Source organism: Amycolatopsis kentuckyensis (genome assembly GCF_041679295.1).
In the GTDB taxonomy this organism is placed as follows: Bacteria; Actinomycetota; Actinomycetes; order Mycobacteriales; family Pseudonocardiaceae; genus Amycolatopsis; species Amycolatopsis kentuckyensis_A.
This window is the reverse complement of the sequence record NZ_JBGDMD010000004.1, coordinates 540,375-556,308: the sequence shown is the minus strand read 5'-3', so window position 1 is coordinate 556,308 and position 15,934 is coordinate 540,375. Positions and strand designations below refer to the sequence as shown.

13 protein-coding genes are annotated in these 15,934 nt (G+C 72.4%); 7 read left to right on the top strand and 6 right to left on the bottom strand.

Features of this window, described 5'->3' with window-relative positions:
• Window positions 1-576: 576 nt before the first annotated feature.
• The gene (locus ACERZO_RS19165; RefSeq protein WP_372666048.1) at window positions 577-999 is read right to left on the bottom strand and encodes a VOC family protein; all 423 of its coding nucleotides are present in this window, start codon (window positions 997-999) and stop codon (window positions 577-579) included.
• A 95-nt stretch (window positions 1,000-1,094) separates the two neighbouring features.
• On the opposite strand from ACERZO_RS19165, the gene ACERZO_RS19160 reads away from it, so the two are divergent.
• A complete protein-coding gene (locus tag ACERZO_RS19160; RefSeq protein WP_372666047.1) occupies window positions 1,095-1,694 on the top strand; it encodes a TetR/AcrR family transcriptional regulator in 600 nt (199 codons plus the stop codon).
• Here the strand turns inward: ACERZO_RS19160 and ACERZO_RS19155 are convergent.
• Window positions 1,691-2,680: a quinone oxidoreductase family protein gene (locus ACERZO_RS19155; RefSeq protein ID WP_372666046.1), complete on the bottom strand. Its 990-nt coding sequence runs from the start codon at window positions 2,678-2,680 to the stop codon at window positions 1,691-1,693. The two genes, ACERZO_RS19160 and ACERZO_RS19155, sit on opposite strands and share 4 nt — an antisense overlap.
• Before the next feature lie 95 nt (window positions 2,681-2,775).
• Here ACERZO_RS19155 and ACERZO_RS19150 point away from each other — a divergent pair, with 95 nt between their 5' ends.
• Entirely contained in the window at window positions 2,776-3,366 is a 591-nt protein-coding gene (locus tag ACERZO_RS19150; RefSeq protein WP_372666045.1) for a TetR/AcrR family transcriptional regulator, read from the top strand.
• Here the strand turns inward: ACERZO_RS19150 and ACERZO_RS19145 are convergent.
• Window positions 3,278-3,658, bottom strand: coding sequence for a winged helix-turn-helix transcriptional regulator (locus ACERZO_RS19145; RefSeq protein ID WP_372666044.1), 381 nt, complete (start codon window positions 3,656-3,658; stop codon window positions 3,278-3,280). The two genes, ACERZO_RS19150 and ACERZO_RS19145, sit on opposite strands and share 89 nt — an antisense overlap.
• A gap of 103 nt (window positions 3,659-3,761) precedes the next feature.
• Here ACERZO_RS19145 and ACERZO_RS19140 point away from each other — a divergent pair, with 103 nt between their 5' ends.
• Entirely contained in the window at window positions 3,762-4,268 is a 507-nt protein-coding gene (locus tag ACERZO_RS19140) for a nuclear transport factor 2 family protein (protein ID WP_372666043.1), read from the top strand.
• Here the strand turns inward: ACERZO_RS19140 and ACERZO_RS19135 are convergent.
• The gene (locus ACERZO_RS19135) at window positions 4,265-4,858 is read right to left on the bottom strand and encodes a TetR/AcrR family transcriptional regulator (protein WP_372666042.1); all 594 of its coding nucleotides are present in this window, start codon (window positions 4,856-4,858) and stop codon (window positions 4,265-4,267) included. The genes ACERZO_RS19140 and ACERZO_RS19135 overlap by 4 nt on opposite strands.
• Before the next feature lie 111 nt (window positions 4,859-4,969).
• Between ACERZO_RS19135 and ACERZO_RS19130 the strand changes: the two genes are divergently transcribed.
• Both ACERZO_RS19130 and ACERZO_RS19125 read left to right on the top strand, forming a co-directional pair.
• Window positions 4,970-6,031, top strand: a complete 1,062-nt coding sequence (locus ACERZO_RS19130) for an MBL fold metallo-hydrolase (protein ID WP_372666041.1) — start codon at window positions 4,970-4,972, stop codon at window positions 6,029-6,031.
• 97 nt (window positions 6,032-6,128) lie between these two features.
• Complete coding sequence (locus ACERZO_RS19125) at window positions 6,129-8,495, top strand: acetyl-CoA acetyltransferase (protein ID WP_372666040.1); 2,367 nt, start codon at window positions 6,129-6,131, stop codon at window positions 8,493-8,495.
• A gap of 10 nt (window positions 8,496-8,505) precedes the next feature.
• Here ACERZO_RS19125 and ACERZO_RS19120 read toward each other — a convergent pair whose 3' ends face one another.
• Window positions 8,506-9,666, bottom strand: coding sequence for a TetR/AcrR family transcriptional regulator (locus ACERZO_RS19120; RefSeq protein ID WP_372666039.1), 1,161 nt, complete (start codon window positions 9,664-9,666; stop codon window positions 8,506-8,508).
• Window positions 9,667-9,838: 172 nt separating this feature from the next.
• Here ACERZO_RS19120 and ACERZO_RS19115 point away from each other — a divergent pair, with 172 nt between their 5' ends.
• Window positions 9,839-11,023 carry an oxygenase MpaB family protein gene (locus ACERZO_RS19115; RefSeq protein WP_372666038.1) on the top strand — a complete coding sequence of 395 codons (1,185 nt, stop codon included), beginning with the start codon at window positions 9,839-9,841 and terminating at the stop codon, window positions 11,021-11,023.
• A 36-nt stretch (window positions 11,024-11,059) separates the two neighbouring features.
• On the opposite strand, the gene ACERZO_RS19110 is transcribed toward ACERZO_RS19115, so the two are convergent.
• Window positions 11,060-12,268 (bottom strand): MFS transporter, encoded by a 1,209-nt coding sequence (locus tag ACERZO_RS19110; protein WP_372666037.1) that lies wholly within the window; start codon window positions 12,266-12,268, stop codon window positions 11,060-11,062.
• A gap of 256 nt (window positions 12,269-12,524) precedes the next feature.
• Between ACERZO_RS19110 and ACERZO_RS19105 the strand changes: the two genes are divergently transcribed.
• Complete coding sequence (locus ACERZO_RS19105) at window positions 12,525-15,515, top strand: MGH1-like glycoside hydrolase domain-containing protein (protein ID WP_372666036.1); 2,991 nt, start codon at window positions 12,525-12,527, stop codon at window positions 15,513-15,515.
• Window positions 15,516-15,934: the final 419 nt, after the last annotated feature.

The window sequence follows — 15,934 nt, the reverse complement described above, 5'->3', positions numbered from 1 at the left end:
GCTTCGTCCTCACTCGTGTCGTTGCGGGTGAACGACCTCAAGACACCGGGTGCGGGAACCCTGTGACAGCCCACCGGCGTGACGGGCGTCACCACCCGGCCGCGGTTACGGATCGTCTACATCGGACCGGAGACCGAGTTCGCCGGGTCGGCGCGGCTGGCTTCGGTGGCCTGGGGCAGCAGTCCCTGCTGCCCTTCATGCTGAAGGACCTCGACGCGGGCGACGGAACGGCGGTCGAAGGGATCCGGCGCGTGTCCGGCGCGGACAGCGACCTGTACCGGACCACGATGGCCGCCGGGTACGAAGGACCGGACGCCCTGTTCGCGGTGTTCGCGCAGCCGGCCGTGCTGGAGCACCCCGCCATGCGCGCGTACGTCGCCGAACCAGCCCGCTGGGCGTGCCCCTCTACGAGGAAATGGGGTTCAAGCACGCCGAGAATTGGTCGCTGTTCACCGCTTGATGGTCGTAGCTGCCGCGGAACCACTGCCGGACAACGGTTTCAGCGATCCGGTCGCGGCGGGCCTGCGCGTGACCTGCACCGGCAACACCGGCCGGTCAGCCGGCCCGCTTCGAGGTCTACGACCGAGCCGGCTGGATCAGCTCGATCAGGTTCCCTTCGGGGTCTTTGACGTACCCGAACCGCGCGCCGGGCCGGACGGCGTCGGCGGGCGGCCACACCGGCTGCGCACCCGCGCCGGTCAGCCGCGCGTAGGCGGCGTCGAGGTCGTCGACCTCGAGGGCCCAGTGGCCGTAGCCCTGGGCACGCAGGACGTCCATCGGGTCGGCGAACGCTTCCGCGCGCGTGGAGCCCGCGCGTTCGATCAGCTCGATCCGGGTCCCGCCGGCGGTCTGCACCACTGCGGTGCGGACACCGGCTTCGGGTACCTCGAACTGCTCGATCACCTCGGTGAAGCCGAGCGCGTCGGCGTACCAGCGCCGCTGCGCGTCGAGGTCGGCGACCGAGACGCTGACGTGGTGGAAGCGGACGGGGAAGGGCATGGCGGGCTCCTCGACATCTCTGGCTTTCCTTCAATGTAGGCACTGCCCACATTGTTGTCAACGACCACATTGTGGGCAATGGCTACACTGCGGCCATGGACGACAAGGCGACGCCGTACCACCACGGCAACCTGCGTTCCGAGCTGCTGGACCTGGCCGAGCGGACAGTGGAGCGCAGTGGTGTCGCCGGGCTCTCGTTGCGTGGCCTCGCCCGCGAGCTCGGCGTCAGCCACAACGCGCCGCGCCAGCACTTCGCCGACAAGCAGGCCCTGCTCGACGCGCTCGCGGTGCGCGGGCTGCGGCGCCTCGGCGACGAGCTCGACGAGGGCCTCGGCCGCGCCCGGGGCGGTTTCGAGGAGCGGCTGACGGCGTTCGCGCACGTCTACGTCGGGTTCGCCACGCGGTTCCCGGCGCTGCTGGCGCTGGTGTTCGCGCACAAGGACGACCCCGCGCAGCCGGAGCTGCGGGAGGCGAACGAGCGGGCGTTCGCAGCACCGGTGGCACTGATCGACGGGGCGCGGGAGCGCGGCGAGATCGTCGCCGACGAGCCCGACCGCGTGGCAATGGCGGTCCTTGCGGTGCTGCAGGGCCTGGCGTCGATCATCACCGGCGGCCTGATCGGCGACCGGTCCCCGGACGCCGTCGTGACCGGGACGGTGCACAGCCTCGTGCAGGGCCTGCGGCCGCGCGATTAGTCCTTTGTAGACGCGAAGTGCCCGGTCAGCAGGAGCAGTTTTCCGGTGGTGCGCCGGGATTCGAGGTCGCGGTGCGCCTGCGCCGCCTGCGCGAGCGGGTAGCGTCCGCCCACCGCCACGGTCAGCTTTCCCGACGCGATCAGCGCGAAGAGGTCCGCGGAGTTGCTCAGCAGCTCCTCCCGGGTGGCGATGTGGTCGCGGAAGGTCGGGTAGCAGATCTTGATGCTGCGCGGCAGCTCCTGCATGCCGATCGTCGGGACGTCGCCGATGAAGGCACCGTAGTAGAGCAGGGTCCCGTTGCGGCGCAGAGCGCGGAGGGAGGCCCGGAAGGTGGGCTCGCCGTTGCCGTCGAACACGGCGTGGACGCCCTCGCCGCCGGTCAGCCGCAGGACTTCGCCGACGAACGCCTCGCCGGCCGAGATCAGCACGTGGTCGGCCCCCGCCTCCTTCGCGGCGATCACCTTCTCCTCCCGCGAAACCACGCCGATCACCTCGGCACCGCGGTGCTTCGCGATCTGGGTGATCAACCGGCCGAGCCCGCCGGCGGCGGCGTGGACGAGGACGACGTCGCCGGCCCGGACCGGGTAGGCCTCGGTGGTGAAGTGGTGGGCGGTGATGCCCTGCATCAGCACACCGGCGGCGACCTCGTCGGAGATCCCGGGTGGTACGGGGACGGCCGACGCCGCCGGGACGGCGATCGTGCCGGCGTAGCTGCCGTAGGCGTAGACCCAGGCGACGCGGTCGCCGGCCGCGAATCCGGTGACGCCGGGGCCCAGGGCCCGGACCACCCCGGCCGCCTCGACGCCGGGCACGAACGGCACCGATCCGCCCGCGGGGCCGCGCTGCCGCGCGCCGGTGTCCATGAAGTTGACGCCCGCCACGGTGATGTCGACCAGGAGCTCGCCCGGCCCCGGCTCGGGGTCCGGGACCTCCCGGGCGGTGAGCACGTCCGGTCCGCCGAGCCGGTCGACGACGATGGCCTGCATGGGTTTTCTCCGATTCCGCCGAAGGTGATCTTCGTTGACCCGGCCAGTGTCGTCCGCCTAAAATGTACCCGCAAGTACAATCCGGGAGGCTCGCGTTGCTGACGAAGAAGGGCGCCGCGACCCGCCTGCGGATCGTCGACGCCGCCGCGGCCGAGATCCGCGAGCGCGGCGTCAACGCCACCACGCTGGACGACGTGGGCCGGCGCAGCGGGACCGGCAAGAGCCAGCTCTTCCACTACTTCCCGGAAGGGCGGGAGCAGCTCCTCCTGGCGGTGGCGCGGCGAGAAGCCGACCGCGTCCTGGAAGACCAGCAGCCGCACCTGGACGGGCTGACCACGTGGCCGGCCTGGCGGAACTGGCGCGACGCGGTCGTCGAGCGCTACCGGCGGCAGGGAGTGCACTGCCCGCTCGGCGTCCTGATCACCGAGCTCGGGCGGCACACCCCGGCGGCGCAGGAGGTCACCGGCGAACTGCTCGCGCAGTGGGAAGCGCGGGTCCGCACCGGGATCGAGGCGATGCGCGACCGCGGCGACGTGCGTCAGGACATCGATCCGGAAGCCACGGCGATGGCGATCATCGCGGCGATCCAGGGCGGGGTCACGATCCTGATGTCGACCGGGTCCGCGCGGCACCTCGAGAGCGCGCTGGACCTTTGCCTGGCGCACCTGCGTCCGCCGGCGGTGTGAGCGGAGCCGCCCGCACGGTGGTCGCCAAGTGCTCGCTCGCGGCCCAGTCGTGGAGGGCGTCGAGCGCGGGTTCGAGCGCCGCCCCGGCCGCGGTCAGCGAGTACTCGACGCGGGGCGGCACCTCGGCGTAGTCCTTCCGGTGGACGATGCCGTCGGCCTCCAGCGCGCGCAGCTGCTGGATGAGCATCTTCTCGGTGGCCGCCGGGATCGCCCGCCGGAGCTCCGAGAAGCGGCGAGGGGCCTGCAGGAACAGGTGGTGCAGGATCAGCAGCTTCCACCGGCCCTCGATCATCGAGACGGCGTGTTCGACCCGGTCGATCGTGCACTGTGGACGCTCTGCACTTACTTTTTTGTGTGTACTACCCACATTGTCAGCGTAGGGTTAGCGTCGAGGCATGACAACGATGACCACGAAGTCCGTCGAAGAACGCCTGCGGTACTTGCTGGACCGGGCGGAGATCCAGGACCTCGTCACGCGGTACGGCCTCGGCCAGGACCTCCACCAGGACGGCGACGACGACGTGCTCGAGCAGTGGGACGAGGTGTTCGCACCCGACGCCACGGTCGACTACTCCGTCACCGGCGCCCCGCTCGACGGGATCGGTTACCGCGAACTCGCCGAGGTCATGCGGGGCCCGCGCGGCTCGATGAGCGGGCTGCGCCGGTGGCAGCACTTCGAAGGCGTGTCCACTGTGGAACTCGACGGCGACACCGCGACGGCCCGCACGCCGCACATCCACACGCACCAGGGCGAAACCGGCGGCCGCGGGTGGAACCTCATCCAGACCGGGTTCTTCGTCGACCGCCTGGAGCGCCGGCCCGACGGGTGGCGGATCGTGCACCGGCGGCTGGAAATCACCTGGATGGACACCTTCCCGGTCGCGGACCCCGGGATCGGCTAACCGGCGGTCACCGCGCCCAGGACGAAGTCGACCAGCTCGCCGGCGTAGTCGGTCAACCCCGCCGCGACCTGGGGCCGCAGGTGGGCCGGGGTCGCCAGCGCGTGGTTCAGGCAGCCGCCGACGATCGCGTCCAGCAGGAGCGTCACGCTCGTTCCGCCGTGCAGCTCGCCGCGGGCGATGCCGCGCCGGACGATCGCGCGGGCCGCCAGCACCTGGGCCTGGCGCAGCTGGGCCACCCGCTCCGCCACGCCGGGGATGCGGTCGGCGTCCATCAGCAGCCTCGTCGTCGCCCGGCCCGACTCGCCGAAGAACGCCGTCAGCATCTGCTCGGCGAGGCGGACCAGGTCCTCGCGCACCGAGCCCGTGTCGATGTCGGCGACCGGGGTGATCCGTGCTTCGAGGCAGCTGGCCAGCAGTTCCTTCTTGTTCGGCCAGCGCAGGTAGATCGACGCCTTGCCCACCCCGGCGCGGCGGGCCACGGAGTCGACCGTGAACCGGCCCCAGCCGTCTTCGCCGAAGACCTCCGCCGCCGCGCTCAGCACCCGCCGGTCGACCTCGGGGTCGCGGGGCCGCCCGGCCTCGCCCGTCATGCGCCTCACCTCGCCCCGTGATCCGGGGTCATTGCCGCACGGAATCCGACCACTATAGAGTCGGGCTATTACTGGACGCACCTTGTTCAGTATCTCGCGGAAGGTGCACACATGCCGGGAATCGAAGTGCTCGGCACCGAGCAGCAGGCGGCGTGGCGCGCGCGGCGGCGGCCGCCGGTCGAGAAACTGCCGGGCGGGCTGTGGTCGGTGCCGGTGCCGATCCCGGACAACCCGCTTCGCTACACGCTGTCCTACCTCGTCCCGGCCGACGAAGGCCTGGTCGTCGTCGACCCCGGCTGGGACACCGACGAGGGCTGGACGGCCCTGCTCGACGGCCTCGCCACCGCGGGCGCGTCGACGACCGACGTGGCCGGGATCGTCACGACCCACGTCCACCCCGACCACCACGGCCTGTCCGCCCGGCTGCGCGCGGAGTCCGGCGCTTGGATCGGCATGCACCCGGCCGAACGCGCGACGCTCCCCCAGCGCCGTCGCGACGAGCACGGCGACACCCGCACCGAGATCACGACGTGGCTGCGCGGCTGCGGCGCCCCGGAAGCGGAGATCGCCGACCTCCTCGAGACGCTTGACGCCGCCCCACGGCCGGCCGCCGAGCTGCCCGAGCCGGACGTCCTGCTGGAGGACGGCGACCTCGTCCCGGTGCGCGGCCGCCGGTTGCGGGCCGTGTGGACGCCCGGGCACACGCCGGGGCACCTGTGCCTGCAGGAGCCGGACGCGCAGCTGCTGCTCACGGGCGACCACGTGCTGCCCCGGATCACCCCGGCGATCGGCTCGTGGCCGGGCGCCGCCGAGCCGCCCCTGGGGCAGTTCCTCCGCTCGCTGGAGCACACGGCGACGTTCGACGACCACGACGCGCTGCCCGCGCACGAGTACCGCTTCCGCGGCCTCGCCGGGCGCAGCGAGCTGCTGCGCGAGCACCACGAGCAGCGGTGCGCGGAGATCGTCGCGGTGGTGACGGAGCTCGGGCGGCCGACGCCGTGGGAGATCGCGACGCAGCTGACGTGGTCCCGCCCGTGGCCGGAGATCGGCTTCATGCGGCTGTCGGCGGTGGCCGAGACGGTCGCCCACATCGAGTACCTGGCCGGGCAGGGCCGCCTCGCCTGGCCGGGGTACGGCCCCACGCCGATGCGGGTGACGAGGAGTGCCTTGTGACCGGCCTCGACCCCTACACCCCGGCCCGGGTCCACGCCGGCCACCTCGCCTGCCCAGGGCACGGCCCCACCCCCGCACAGGTCACCCGGAGCACCCCATGACCGACCTCGACCCCCGCACCCCGGTCCTCGTCGGCGCCGGGCAGTTCGCCGAACGCCTCGACGATCCCGGTTACCGGCGGCTGTCCGCGGTGGACCTCGCCGCCGAGGCCGTCCGGGCCGCGCTCGCCGACACCGGGGCCGACCCGGCGACCGTCGCCGCTGCCGTCGACACCGTCGGTGGCATCCGCCAGTTCGAGAACTCCACCCCGATCGCATCCGCTCCCCTGGGCCGGTCGGACAACTACCCGCGCTCGGTGGCCGGCCGCGTCGGGGCGGCTCCGGCCCGGGCGATCCTCGACGTCGCCGGTGGGCAGAGCCCCCAGCACCTCGTCACCGAGTTCGCCGCCGCCATCGCCGCCGGCGAGATCGAGGTCGCGCTCGTCTTCGGGTCGGAAGCCATCTCCACCGTCCAGCACCTCGCCCACGCCGCCGACAGGCCCGACTTCACCGAGCACGTCGAGGGCAGCCTCGAAGACCGCGGCTACGGCCTGCGGGGACTCGCCTCCCGGCACCAGGTCGCGCACGGGCTCGTGGACGCCCCGAGCCAGTACGCGCTGTTCGAGAACGCCCGGCGAGCCCGCCTCGAGCTGTCCCGCGAGGACTACGCCGCCGCGATGGGCGCGTTGTTCGCGCCGTTCACCCAGGTCGCCGCCGCGAACCCCTACGCCGCCGCGCCCGTCGGACGCAGCGCCGAGGAACTCGCGACGCCGTCCGAGGCGAACCGGCCGATCGCCGATCCCTACACCCGCTACCTCGTCGCGCGGGACAAGGTGAACCAGGGCGCCGGGGTCGTCCTGATGTCGGTCGCGGCCGCCGAACGGCTCGGAATCCCGCGCGACAAGCGGGTTTTCCTGCACGGGCACGCCGACCTGCGCGAACGCGACCTCATGGAGCGCGCGGACTTCAGCACGAGCCCCGCGTCGGTGCTGGCCGCCCGGCACGCCCTCGACGTCGCCGGCATCGACGTCGCCGACTTGTCCACAATGGACCTCTACAGCTGCTTCCCGGTGCCCGTCTTCACCGTGTGCGAAGGGCTCGGCCTCGACCCCGGCGACCCGCGGGGCCTGACCCTCACCGGCGGCCTGCCGTTCTTCGGCGGGGCGGGCAACAACTACTCGATGCACGCCATCGCCGAGACCGTCCGCCGCCTGCGGGCCGAACCGGGCACGTTCGGGTTCGTCGGCGCCAACGGCGGGCTGATGAGCAAGCACTCCGCCGCCGTCTACTCGACGACGCCGGTGGCGTGGCGCGCCGGCGACAGCGCCGCGCTGCAGGCGGAGATCGACTCGTGGCCGGCGCCGGCCGAGGCCCGGCGAGCCGACGGCTGGGCCACCATCGAGACGTACACCGTCAAGCACGGCCGCGGCGGCGAACGCACCGGCATCGTCATCGGACGGCTCGAAGCCGACGGCCGCCGTTTCCTCGCCATGACCCACGACGGCGACGCGGAAACGCTCGACCTGCTGGCCACCGGGGAGCCGATCGGCAGCCGCGTGTTCGTGCGGTCCTTCGGGTTCGGCAACCGCGTCACCACCACCGGAGCCCGGATGGCCGAGCTGGTCCCGCCGCGGCCGAAAGTGCTGCGAGAGGACTACGAGCACGTGCTGGTCCGCCGCGACGGGCACGTCCTGGAAGTCACGATCAACCGCCCGGAGTCCCGCAACAGCCTGCACCCGGCGGCCAACGAGGAGCTCGACGAGGTCTTCGACGCCTACTTCGCCGACCCCGGCCTGTGGGTCGCGATCCTCACCGGCGCGGGCGGCAAATCCTTCTCCGCCGGCAACGACCTCGTCCACTCGGCTTCCGGAAAACCCTTGTGGGTTCCCAAGAACGGCTTCGCCGGGCTCACCAGCCGCCGGGACATGACCAAGCCGGTGATCGCGGCGGTCAACGGTTATGCGCTGGGCGGCGGCTGCGAGATCGCCCTGGCGTGCCACCTCGTCGTCGCGGACGCGACCGCGCGGTTCGCCCTGCCGGAGGTCAAGGTCGGCCTGGTCGCCGGCGCCGGCGGCCTGGTCCGCCTCCCGCGCACGGTCCCGCCGGCGGTCGCCAATGAGATGATCCTCGCCGGTCGCCGTCTCGACGCGGAAGAGGCGCTGGCCTACGGGCTGGTCAACCGCGTCACCGAGGCGGGCCGGGCCGTGGAGGGCGCCCGCGAACTGGCCGCGCGGATCCTCGACGGCTCCCCCACGGCGGTCCGGGCGTCGCTGCGGATCATGGCCGAGACGCGGGACATCCCCGACCCCGTCGACGCGGTCGACCACCCGTCCCCGGCGTTCGACGACCTCCTCGTCAGCGAAGACACGATCGAGGGCATCACGGCCTTCGCCCAGAAGCGCCGGCCCGTCTGGCGCAACCGCTGACGGACGGCCGTCAGAGGTCCAAGGCACTCATGAGCAAAGCGGCCACGGCGGCCCGGTGCTCGGGCGTGTCCTGCCACCGCAGGTGCCGTCCGGCTTCGACCACCACTCCGAAACCGGCGTGCACCAGCACCCGGGCCTGGCGCGTGTCGAGGTCCGGCCGGGCGTGCCGCAGGTGCTCCTCCCACACGGCGATGTGCTCGCGCTGCGCGGCGACCAGCGGCCGGCGCAGGCCCGCGGGCAGGCCGGCGACCTCGGCGTTGGCCACGCTGTTGAGGGCGCTGTGCTCGAAGCTGTAGGCCACGTAGGTCGCGGTGAGGGCGGTCAACGCGGCGAGCGGATCGGTCACCCCGCGCAGGTTGTGTCCGACGGCTTGGGCCAGCAGGTCCGCGGCCTGCAGGCAGGCCGCCGCCAGGATGTCGGCCTTGCCCGGGAAGTAGCGGTACAGCCCGGACGGCACCAGCCCGACGGCCTCGGCGATCATGCCGTTGGTGACCGCGGCGAACCCGTCCCGTTCGAACAGCGGGATCGCGGCCGCGAGGATCTCCGAGCGCCGGGTGCGCGGCACCGGCCGGGCGGGCAGTTCGACGAGGCCCGCGACCCTCGCCGTCGAGTCGTCGGTCGCGACCACGCGCAGCGCGGACGCCCGCAGCAGGTCTTCGACCCGGCGCCGGCCGATCGAGTTGTGGTGCATGGTGATCGACCCGATCGCGCCCAGGGCCGCCACGGCCCGCAGTTCCTCGCCGGGCAGCGGGTACTCGCGCCGCACGAGGTCCGCCACCCGCCCGACGACGTGCGCGAACTTCCCCTTCAGCAGCCGGCGGTCGGCGCGGTCGAGGTACCGGGCTTCCCACCGGTACACGCCACCGGCCGCCCGGTGCGCGACGGTGACCCGGGTGACGGCGGCGAGCACGTCCGTCAACGGGGCGTCCGGCGGCACCTCGTCGAGCGCCGCGACGAGCCGGTCGGCCATCACGTTCGCGCACTCGGCGAACAACGCGTACTTGTTCGGGAAGTGCCGGTACAGCGCGGCCGCGGTGATCCCGACCCCGGCCGCGATCTCCTCCATGGACGCCGCGTGGTAGCCGCGCTCGCTGAAGACGGTGGCCCCCGCTTCGACGATGAGCTGCTTGCGGTTGCGCGGCCGGACGGCCGCGGCCGGCTCGGCGGTCACCGCGGCCACCGGGCGGGGTGAAGGGCGAACGGGACCATGCGTGCCAGTCAACCACGACCGGCCCCGGACGCCTCTTGCCGACCGGCGACACGGCTCGCTATGTTAATGGAGAATCTCTCCTTAGATGCGTGCTCGAAGCGGTTTTTGCCTACCAAGGAAGCTAGGTAAGTTAATGAGCGATCTCAGCAGGAGGAGCGTCCTTTCGCTCGGCGTCGCGCTGGGTTTGGCGAGCGCGACGAGCGTCGTCCCGGCCTGGGCGTCGGCGGGCACCGCCACCGACCCGTGGTGGGTCTGGGACGACGAAGTCGACCGCCTGATGGCGGGCGTCCTCGACACCGGTGGGGTGCCCGCCCTCAACACCGCGCTGCGGCCGTGGGTGAACAACGGCGACCCGCTGCCGACCGGCCTGCCCGCCGACCTCGCCGGCCACCTCCGGCAGGCGAACCGGCTGCCCTCCTGGGCCGACCCCGTCAAGCTGCGCCGCGCCGCCGACTTCAACCGGCGCAAGGACACCTACCTGTTCATGCTCTACGGCCTGGGCAGCGGCATCATGAGCACGGTGATCCCGCGGGAGGCCAAGTCGGTCTACTGGTCAGCGGGCGGGGCGAACATGCAGGACCGCGCGGCCAAGACGTTCACCTTCGGCTACGACCTGAGCGACCTGAACGCGTTCCAGCCCAGCGGCCAGTTCGTGGTCACGGCCAACAAGACGCGCCTCGTGCACGCCGCGGTGCGCCACCTGCTGCCGCAGTCGCCACACTGGCGGGCGGTCGCCGACGAGCAGATCCCGATCAGCAACGGCGACATCCTGGTGACCTTCCACAGCCTCGGCACCTACGTGCACCGGAAGCTGCTCGAATGGCGCATCCCGATGTCGGCCGCCGACGAAGAGGCCTTCCTGCACCAGTGGCAGGTCGCCATCCACCTGCTCGGCGTGCGGGACGAGTTCATCCCCCAGACGTGGGCCGAGGCGGACGCGCAGTCGACGCGGGTGCTCACGCCGCTGCTGTCCCCGACGACGGAGGGCAAGGAGCTGGCGGAGGACCTGCTGGGGCTGACCGCGCAGATCGACCTGGGCGTGACGCGCGGGTTCCTCAACGAGTTCGTGCGGTACGTGCTCAGCGACGCGGTCGGCGACTGGCTCGGCCTGCCCCGCGACTACGCGGCAGCCGCGCTGGTCCGCACCGGCTGGCCGGCCTACATCGCGTTCCGCGAGGGGCTGCTGCCGATCGCGCCGGCCGGGTTCTACCTGTTCGACCAGTTCATCCGCGCGATCGCGATGCTGTTCCTCAACAAGGTGTCCTCGCCGACGACCACGCCCATCACGATCCCGACCGGCAACCGGCCCGGCGCCTGAAAGCGTGACGCTCCCGGTTCCCCGGTCCAGGGAGCGTCACGCGCGGGTCCGCCCGGCGGGGCCCGCCCGGCGCGGAATCCACCGCCACAGCGCCCCGGCCGCCAGGAAGCCGATCCCGCCACTGGCCACGATCCCCGCGCCGAGGCCGGCCAGCGCGGTCATCGCGGACAGGACCAGCGGACCCACGCCGGTCCCGATGTCCGCGAGCTCGTTCCAGATCCCGAGGTGCGTCGGCCGGCCGGCTGCCGGGGACACGTCGGCGCCGAGCGTCATCACGATGCCCGAGCCGATGCCGTTGCCGAAGCCCATCACCATGGCCGCGACCGTCAGCAGGGCCGCGCCGTGGGTGAGCGGCACGAGGAGGAAGGCCGTGCCGAGCACGAGGGTCGAGGGCACGGCCACCCAGCGCCGGCCGTGGCGGTCCATGACCTTGCCGGCCGGGTAGAACGTCAGCGCGTCGATCGCCCCGGCGACGCCGTAGATGATCGAGCTGGTCGTCGGCGACAGCCCGATGTGCGCCGCCCACAGGGGAACGACGGTCTGGCGGGTCTGCCGGATCGCCGACAGCAGCAGGACGCCGACGCCGAGGGTCGCGTACACCCGCCACTGCTGTCGCAGCATCTTCCGCGTCGTCACGGCGGACGCGGCGGCCCGGTCGGCGGCGGTGACGTCGAGGGCGGGCACGCGCAGCACCAGCGCGGCCGCGGCGGCGATCGCGGCCAGGCTCACGTAGTACGCGCCGGGCAGCCCGGCGACCCGCATCGCCGCGGCACCGGCGAACGGCCCGAGGAAGAGGCCGATCCGCATGCTCCCGCCCAGGGTCGACAACGCCCGGGCCCGCATGTGCGGCGGGACGATCCCGGTCAGGTACGACTGGCGGGCCAGGCCGTAGACGGCGCTCGCCGCCCCGATCAGCGTGACGCCGCAGCCGTAGAGCAGCAGCGACCCCGGCCCCCGGCCCAGGTCGGCCAGGCAGGCCGCCACGCCCGCGACCATGACGCCCGCGGCCAGCAGCATCGACCGGCGTTCCCCGATCCGCGTCGCGAGCACGCCGGCCGGGATGTTCGCGGCGAGCGACCCGACGCCGAGCATCGCGGCGATGAGCGCGGCCGTCGAGGTGCTCGCCCCGCGATCGATCGCACTGAGCGCGATGACCGGCAGCACGGCTCCTTCGGACAGGCCGAAGAGGGCCGCCGGCCCGTACGCCGCCGCGGCGACCGAGCGCAGGCGGAAGTCTTCGACCATCTCGGGCCCATCATGCGTGGCCGAAGCGGCGGCCGGCGGCGGGAGTGATCATTGTCGCGTCCCGAAACCGCGCGCCCGCCAGGCATTCCGGACTTATCGGCGTAGCCGGGCCGTGGGCGTTCTTGTCCGAGCTTGTCCCCGCCGCGGGTGTTCCCTTTTGGTTTCTCTTGAGCGATAGTGGTCGAGCCTGTGTTTTACAACGTTGTAAACCTGCTCGGGAGGCGTGATGCGGCGGTCCTGGAGACGCACTCGAGGCGTGGTCGCCTGGCTGGCCACGGCCGTCCTGTTCGGCTTCCCCGGTGTCGCGGCCGCGGCCGGCAAGGTACCCGCGCCGAGCGGCGGGACGCACTTCCTCGACCACGCCGCCGCGCTCGCCGGCTACGCCGATCCTGCCTGGTACGAAGCCAACATCCCGTTCGTCGACCTGCCGGACGCCACCATGCAGAGCGTCTACTACTACCGGTGGCGGGTGTGGAAGGAGCACCTGCGCTACACCGATCCTGCCGACGGCTGGATCTCGACGGAGTTCCTCGACTGCTGCGGCTACGCGGCGCCCTACCAGGCGATCAACGCCGCTGCCGGGCACCAGCTGACCGAAGGGCGCTGGCTGCGCGACCCCGGTTACGCCCAGGACTACCTCCGGTTCTGGCTCACCGGCCCGGGCGCCGGTCCCAAGCCGGCCACCGACGACGTCAACGCCGACACCACCGACTGGGCGCACGAGTACAGCGTCTGGCTGGCCACTTCCGCCTACGGCCAAGCTCAGGTGAGCGGCGACTTCGCGCCGCTGCGCGAACTGCTGCCGGACCTCGTGCGCCAGTACCGCGGCTGGGACAAGCAGTTCGACGCCCAGCTCGGCCTGTACTGGTCGGTGCCGGTCTGGGACGCCATGGAGTTCTCCGCGTCCTCCTACGAGTCGCCCGAGCCGTACCACGGCGGCGCCGGGTACCGGCCGACGCTGAACTCCTACCAGTACGGCGATGCCGTGGCGATCAGCCGCATCGCGGACTCCGTCGGCGACCACCGGCTCGCCGCCGAGTACGCCCAGCGCGCCGCCGGGCTCAAGGCGTCGCTGCAGAAGTGGCTGTGGGACCCGGCTCGCGGCTTCTACTACGCGATGCCGCGCGACGACAACCCGGAGCACCGGCTGTCCGGCAGCCGCGAGCAGATCGGGTTCGTCCCGTGGATGTTCGGCGCGGCGGGCACCGGGACCGCCAGGGCGTGGTCGCAACTGCTCGACCCGGACGGCTTCGCGAGCGCCTACGGCCCGACCACGACGGAGCGTCGCAGTCCGTTCTTCATGAAGGACGCCGGCAACTGCTGCCGCTGGGACGGGCCGAGCTGGCCCTTCGCCACCTCTCAGACCCTGACCGGCCTGGCGAACCTCCTGGACGACTACCCGGCCGCGACCACTGTGTCCAAAGAGGACTACGCGGCGGCGCTGGCCACGTACGCCCGCACGCAGACCAAGAACGGCAAGCCGTACGTCGCCGAGGCCCACGACCCGGACCGGGACGCCTGGATCTACGACGGGCAGAACCACAGCGAGGACTACAACCACTCGACCTACACCGATCTCGTGCTGTCCGGGCTGATCGGCCTCCGCCCGCAGTCCGGTTCCACTTTGGACGTCCGGCCGCTGACACCGTCCACCTGGGACCACTTCGCGGCCGAGAACGTGCCTTACCACGGGCACAACGTGACCGTGCTGTGGGACCGTGACGGCCGGCACTACGGACAGGGCGCCGGGATGCGGCTCTACGTCGACGGCCGGCTCGTCCAGCGCTCGGCGACGCTGCGGAACACGACGATCGACGTCGGCCCGACGCTGCTCCCCCGGTCCGACGACCTGGTGAACGACGCCGCCAACCCGCTGCGCACCGGCTACCCGCGGCCGATCACGTCGTACACGTGGACCTACGACAACGCGTGGAACGCCCTCGACGGCAAGGTCTGGTACAACGAGGTCCCGGAAAACACGCGCTGGACGAACTACTCGTCGCCGAACGCGAACGACTTCTACGGCGTCGACTTCGGCGCCCCCACACCGGTTTCCGACATCCGCTGGCACGGTTACGACGACGGCGGCGGGGTCCGACCGGCCGCGGCTTACCGCCTGCAGTACTGGACGGGCTCGGCGTGGCAGGAGGTGCCCGGCCAGGTCCGCGCGCCGGTGGCACCGGTGGGCAACGGCGTCAACCGCGTCACGTTCCCCACCCTGACGACGAGCAAGGTCCGGCTCGTGTTCACCAACCCGCCGGGCGCGTTCGTCGGGGTCACGGAGTTCGAGTCCTGGACACCGTCGAGCCCGGACGCCCGGATCGCCGTCGGACCGGGCACCGGCGTCATCACGGTCAAGGGGAGCACATCGGTGCCCGTGACGGTGCGGAACACGACGCGGAGCCCGCTTGTCGCTCCGCGCGTGACGGTCGCCGTGCCGGCCGGCTGGTCGGCTGCGCTCGCCGGGCAGTCCGCCGCCGCGATCCCGCCCGGCGGGTCGCGGACGTGGACGGTCACGCTGACGGCCCCGGCGGACGCCGAGCCGGGCAGCGCGGCGACGCTGACGGCGACCGCGTCGTACCGGGGTCCCGACGGGCCGGGATCCACGCATCAGCGGCAAAACGTCCAAGTCGCCCACGCGGCGGGTCAGCAGGATCCGGTCGGAGCGTGGACCCTCGACGAGGGAACCGGCACAACGGCCCACGACACGGCCGGCGCCCACGACGCCACCTCGACGGGTTCGTGGGTCCCCGGGGTGAGCGGCACGGCGTTGCAGTTCGACGGCTCGGGGCAGTACGCGCAGACGGGCGGGCCGGTGCTGGACACGACCGGCAACTATTCGGTGAGCGCGTGGGTCCGCCTGGACCGCACGGGTTCGTGGGCGACGGCGGTCAGCCAGGACGGTGCGCCGAGCAGCGGGTTCTACTTGCAGTACTCCGCGGCTGACAACCGGTTGGCGTTCTCGACCAGCTCGGGGCGGGCGTTGTCGGACGCGGCGCCGGAGGCCGGGCGCTGGTATCACCTGGTCGGGGTGCACGACGCGGATGCGGGCACGTACGTGCTGTACGTCGACGGGGTGGCACAGGCCAAGACGTGGAGCCAGCCGACGGGCGACGCGGCGCCGGGACCGCTCGCCATCGGGCGCGCGGTGTCGGGTGGGCGGCAGAGTGACTTCTGGCCCGGGAGTGTCGATGACGTCGTGGTGTGGAACCGGGTCCTGACCGCGGCCGAGGTTGCGGGGAGGTAAGCCAGGCGTCCTCCGCTGATGGGGAGCGTGCTCGCGCTTGGCGGGCACGCTCCCTGCCGGCGCCGGTGGCGGGTTCCTCGTGGGCGGCGGGTTCTCGCCGCAGGCGAGGTCGGCGTCTCGCGGGGGCCGCCGACCCGTGTCCTGAATGAGTCATTCAGGACCTCCCAAGACCTGAATGACTCATTCAGGACGAGAGAGTCGCTCACCGGGCCGCCGCGTGACGGGGCCACTCGCCTCTGCGGACCCGTCCGCCGCTCGGCCGGCCGGATCCCGCGGCCGGCGCACCCGCGCTTGCTCCGTCCACTGTGGACTCCCCCGGCCGGGTCCCGTCCCGCCCCGGCGACCCGCACGGCCGGGAACCCCCGGAAGGGACTTCCGGGCAAACTTCCGTCACCCCTCGTCATCACCCGATGGTGTGG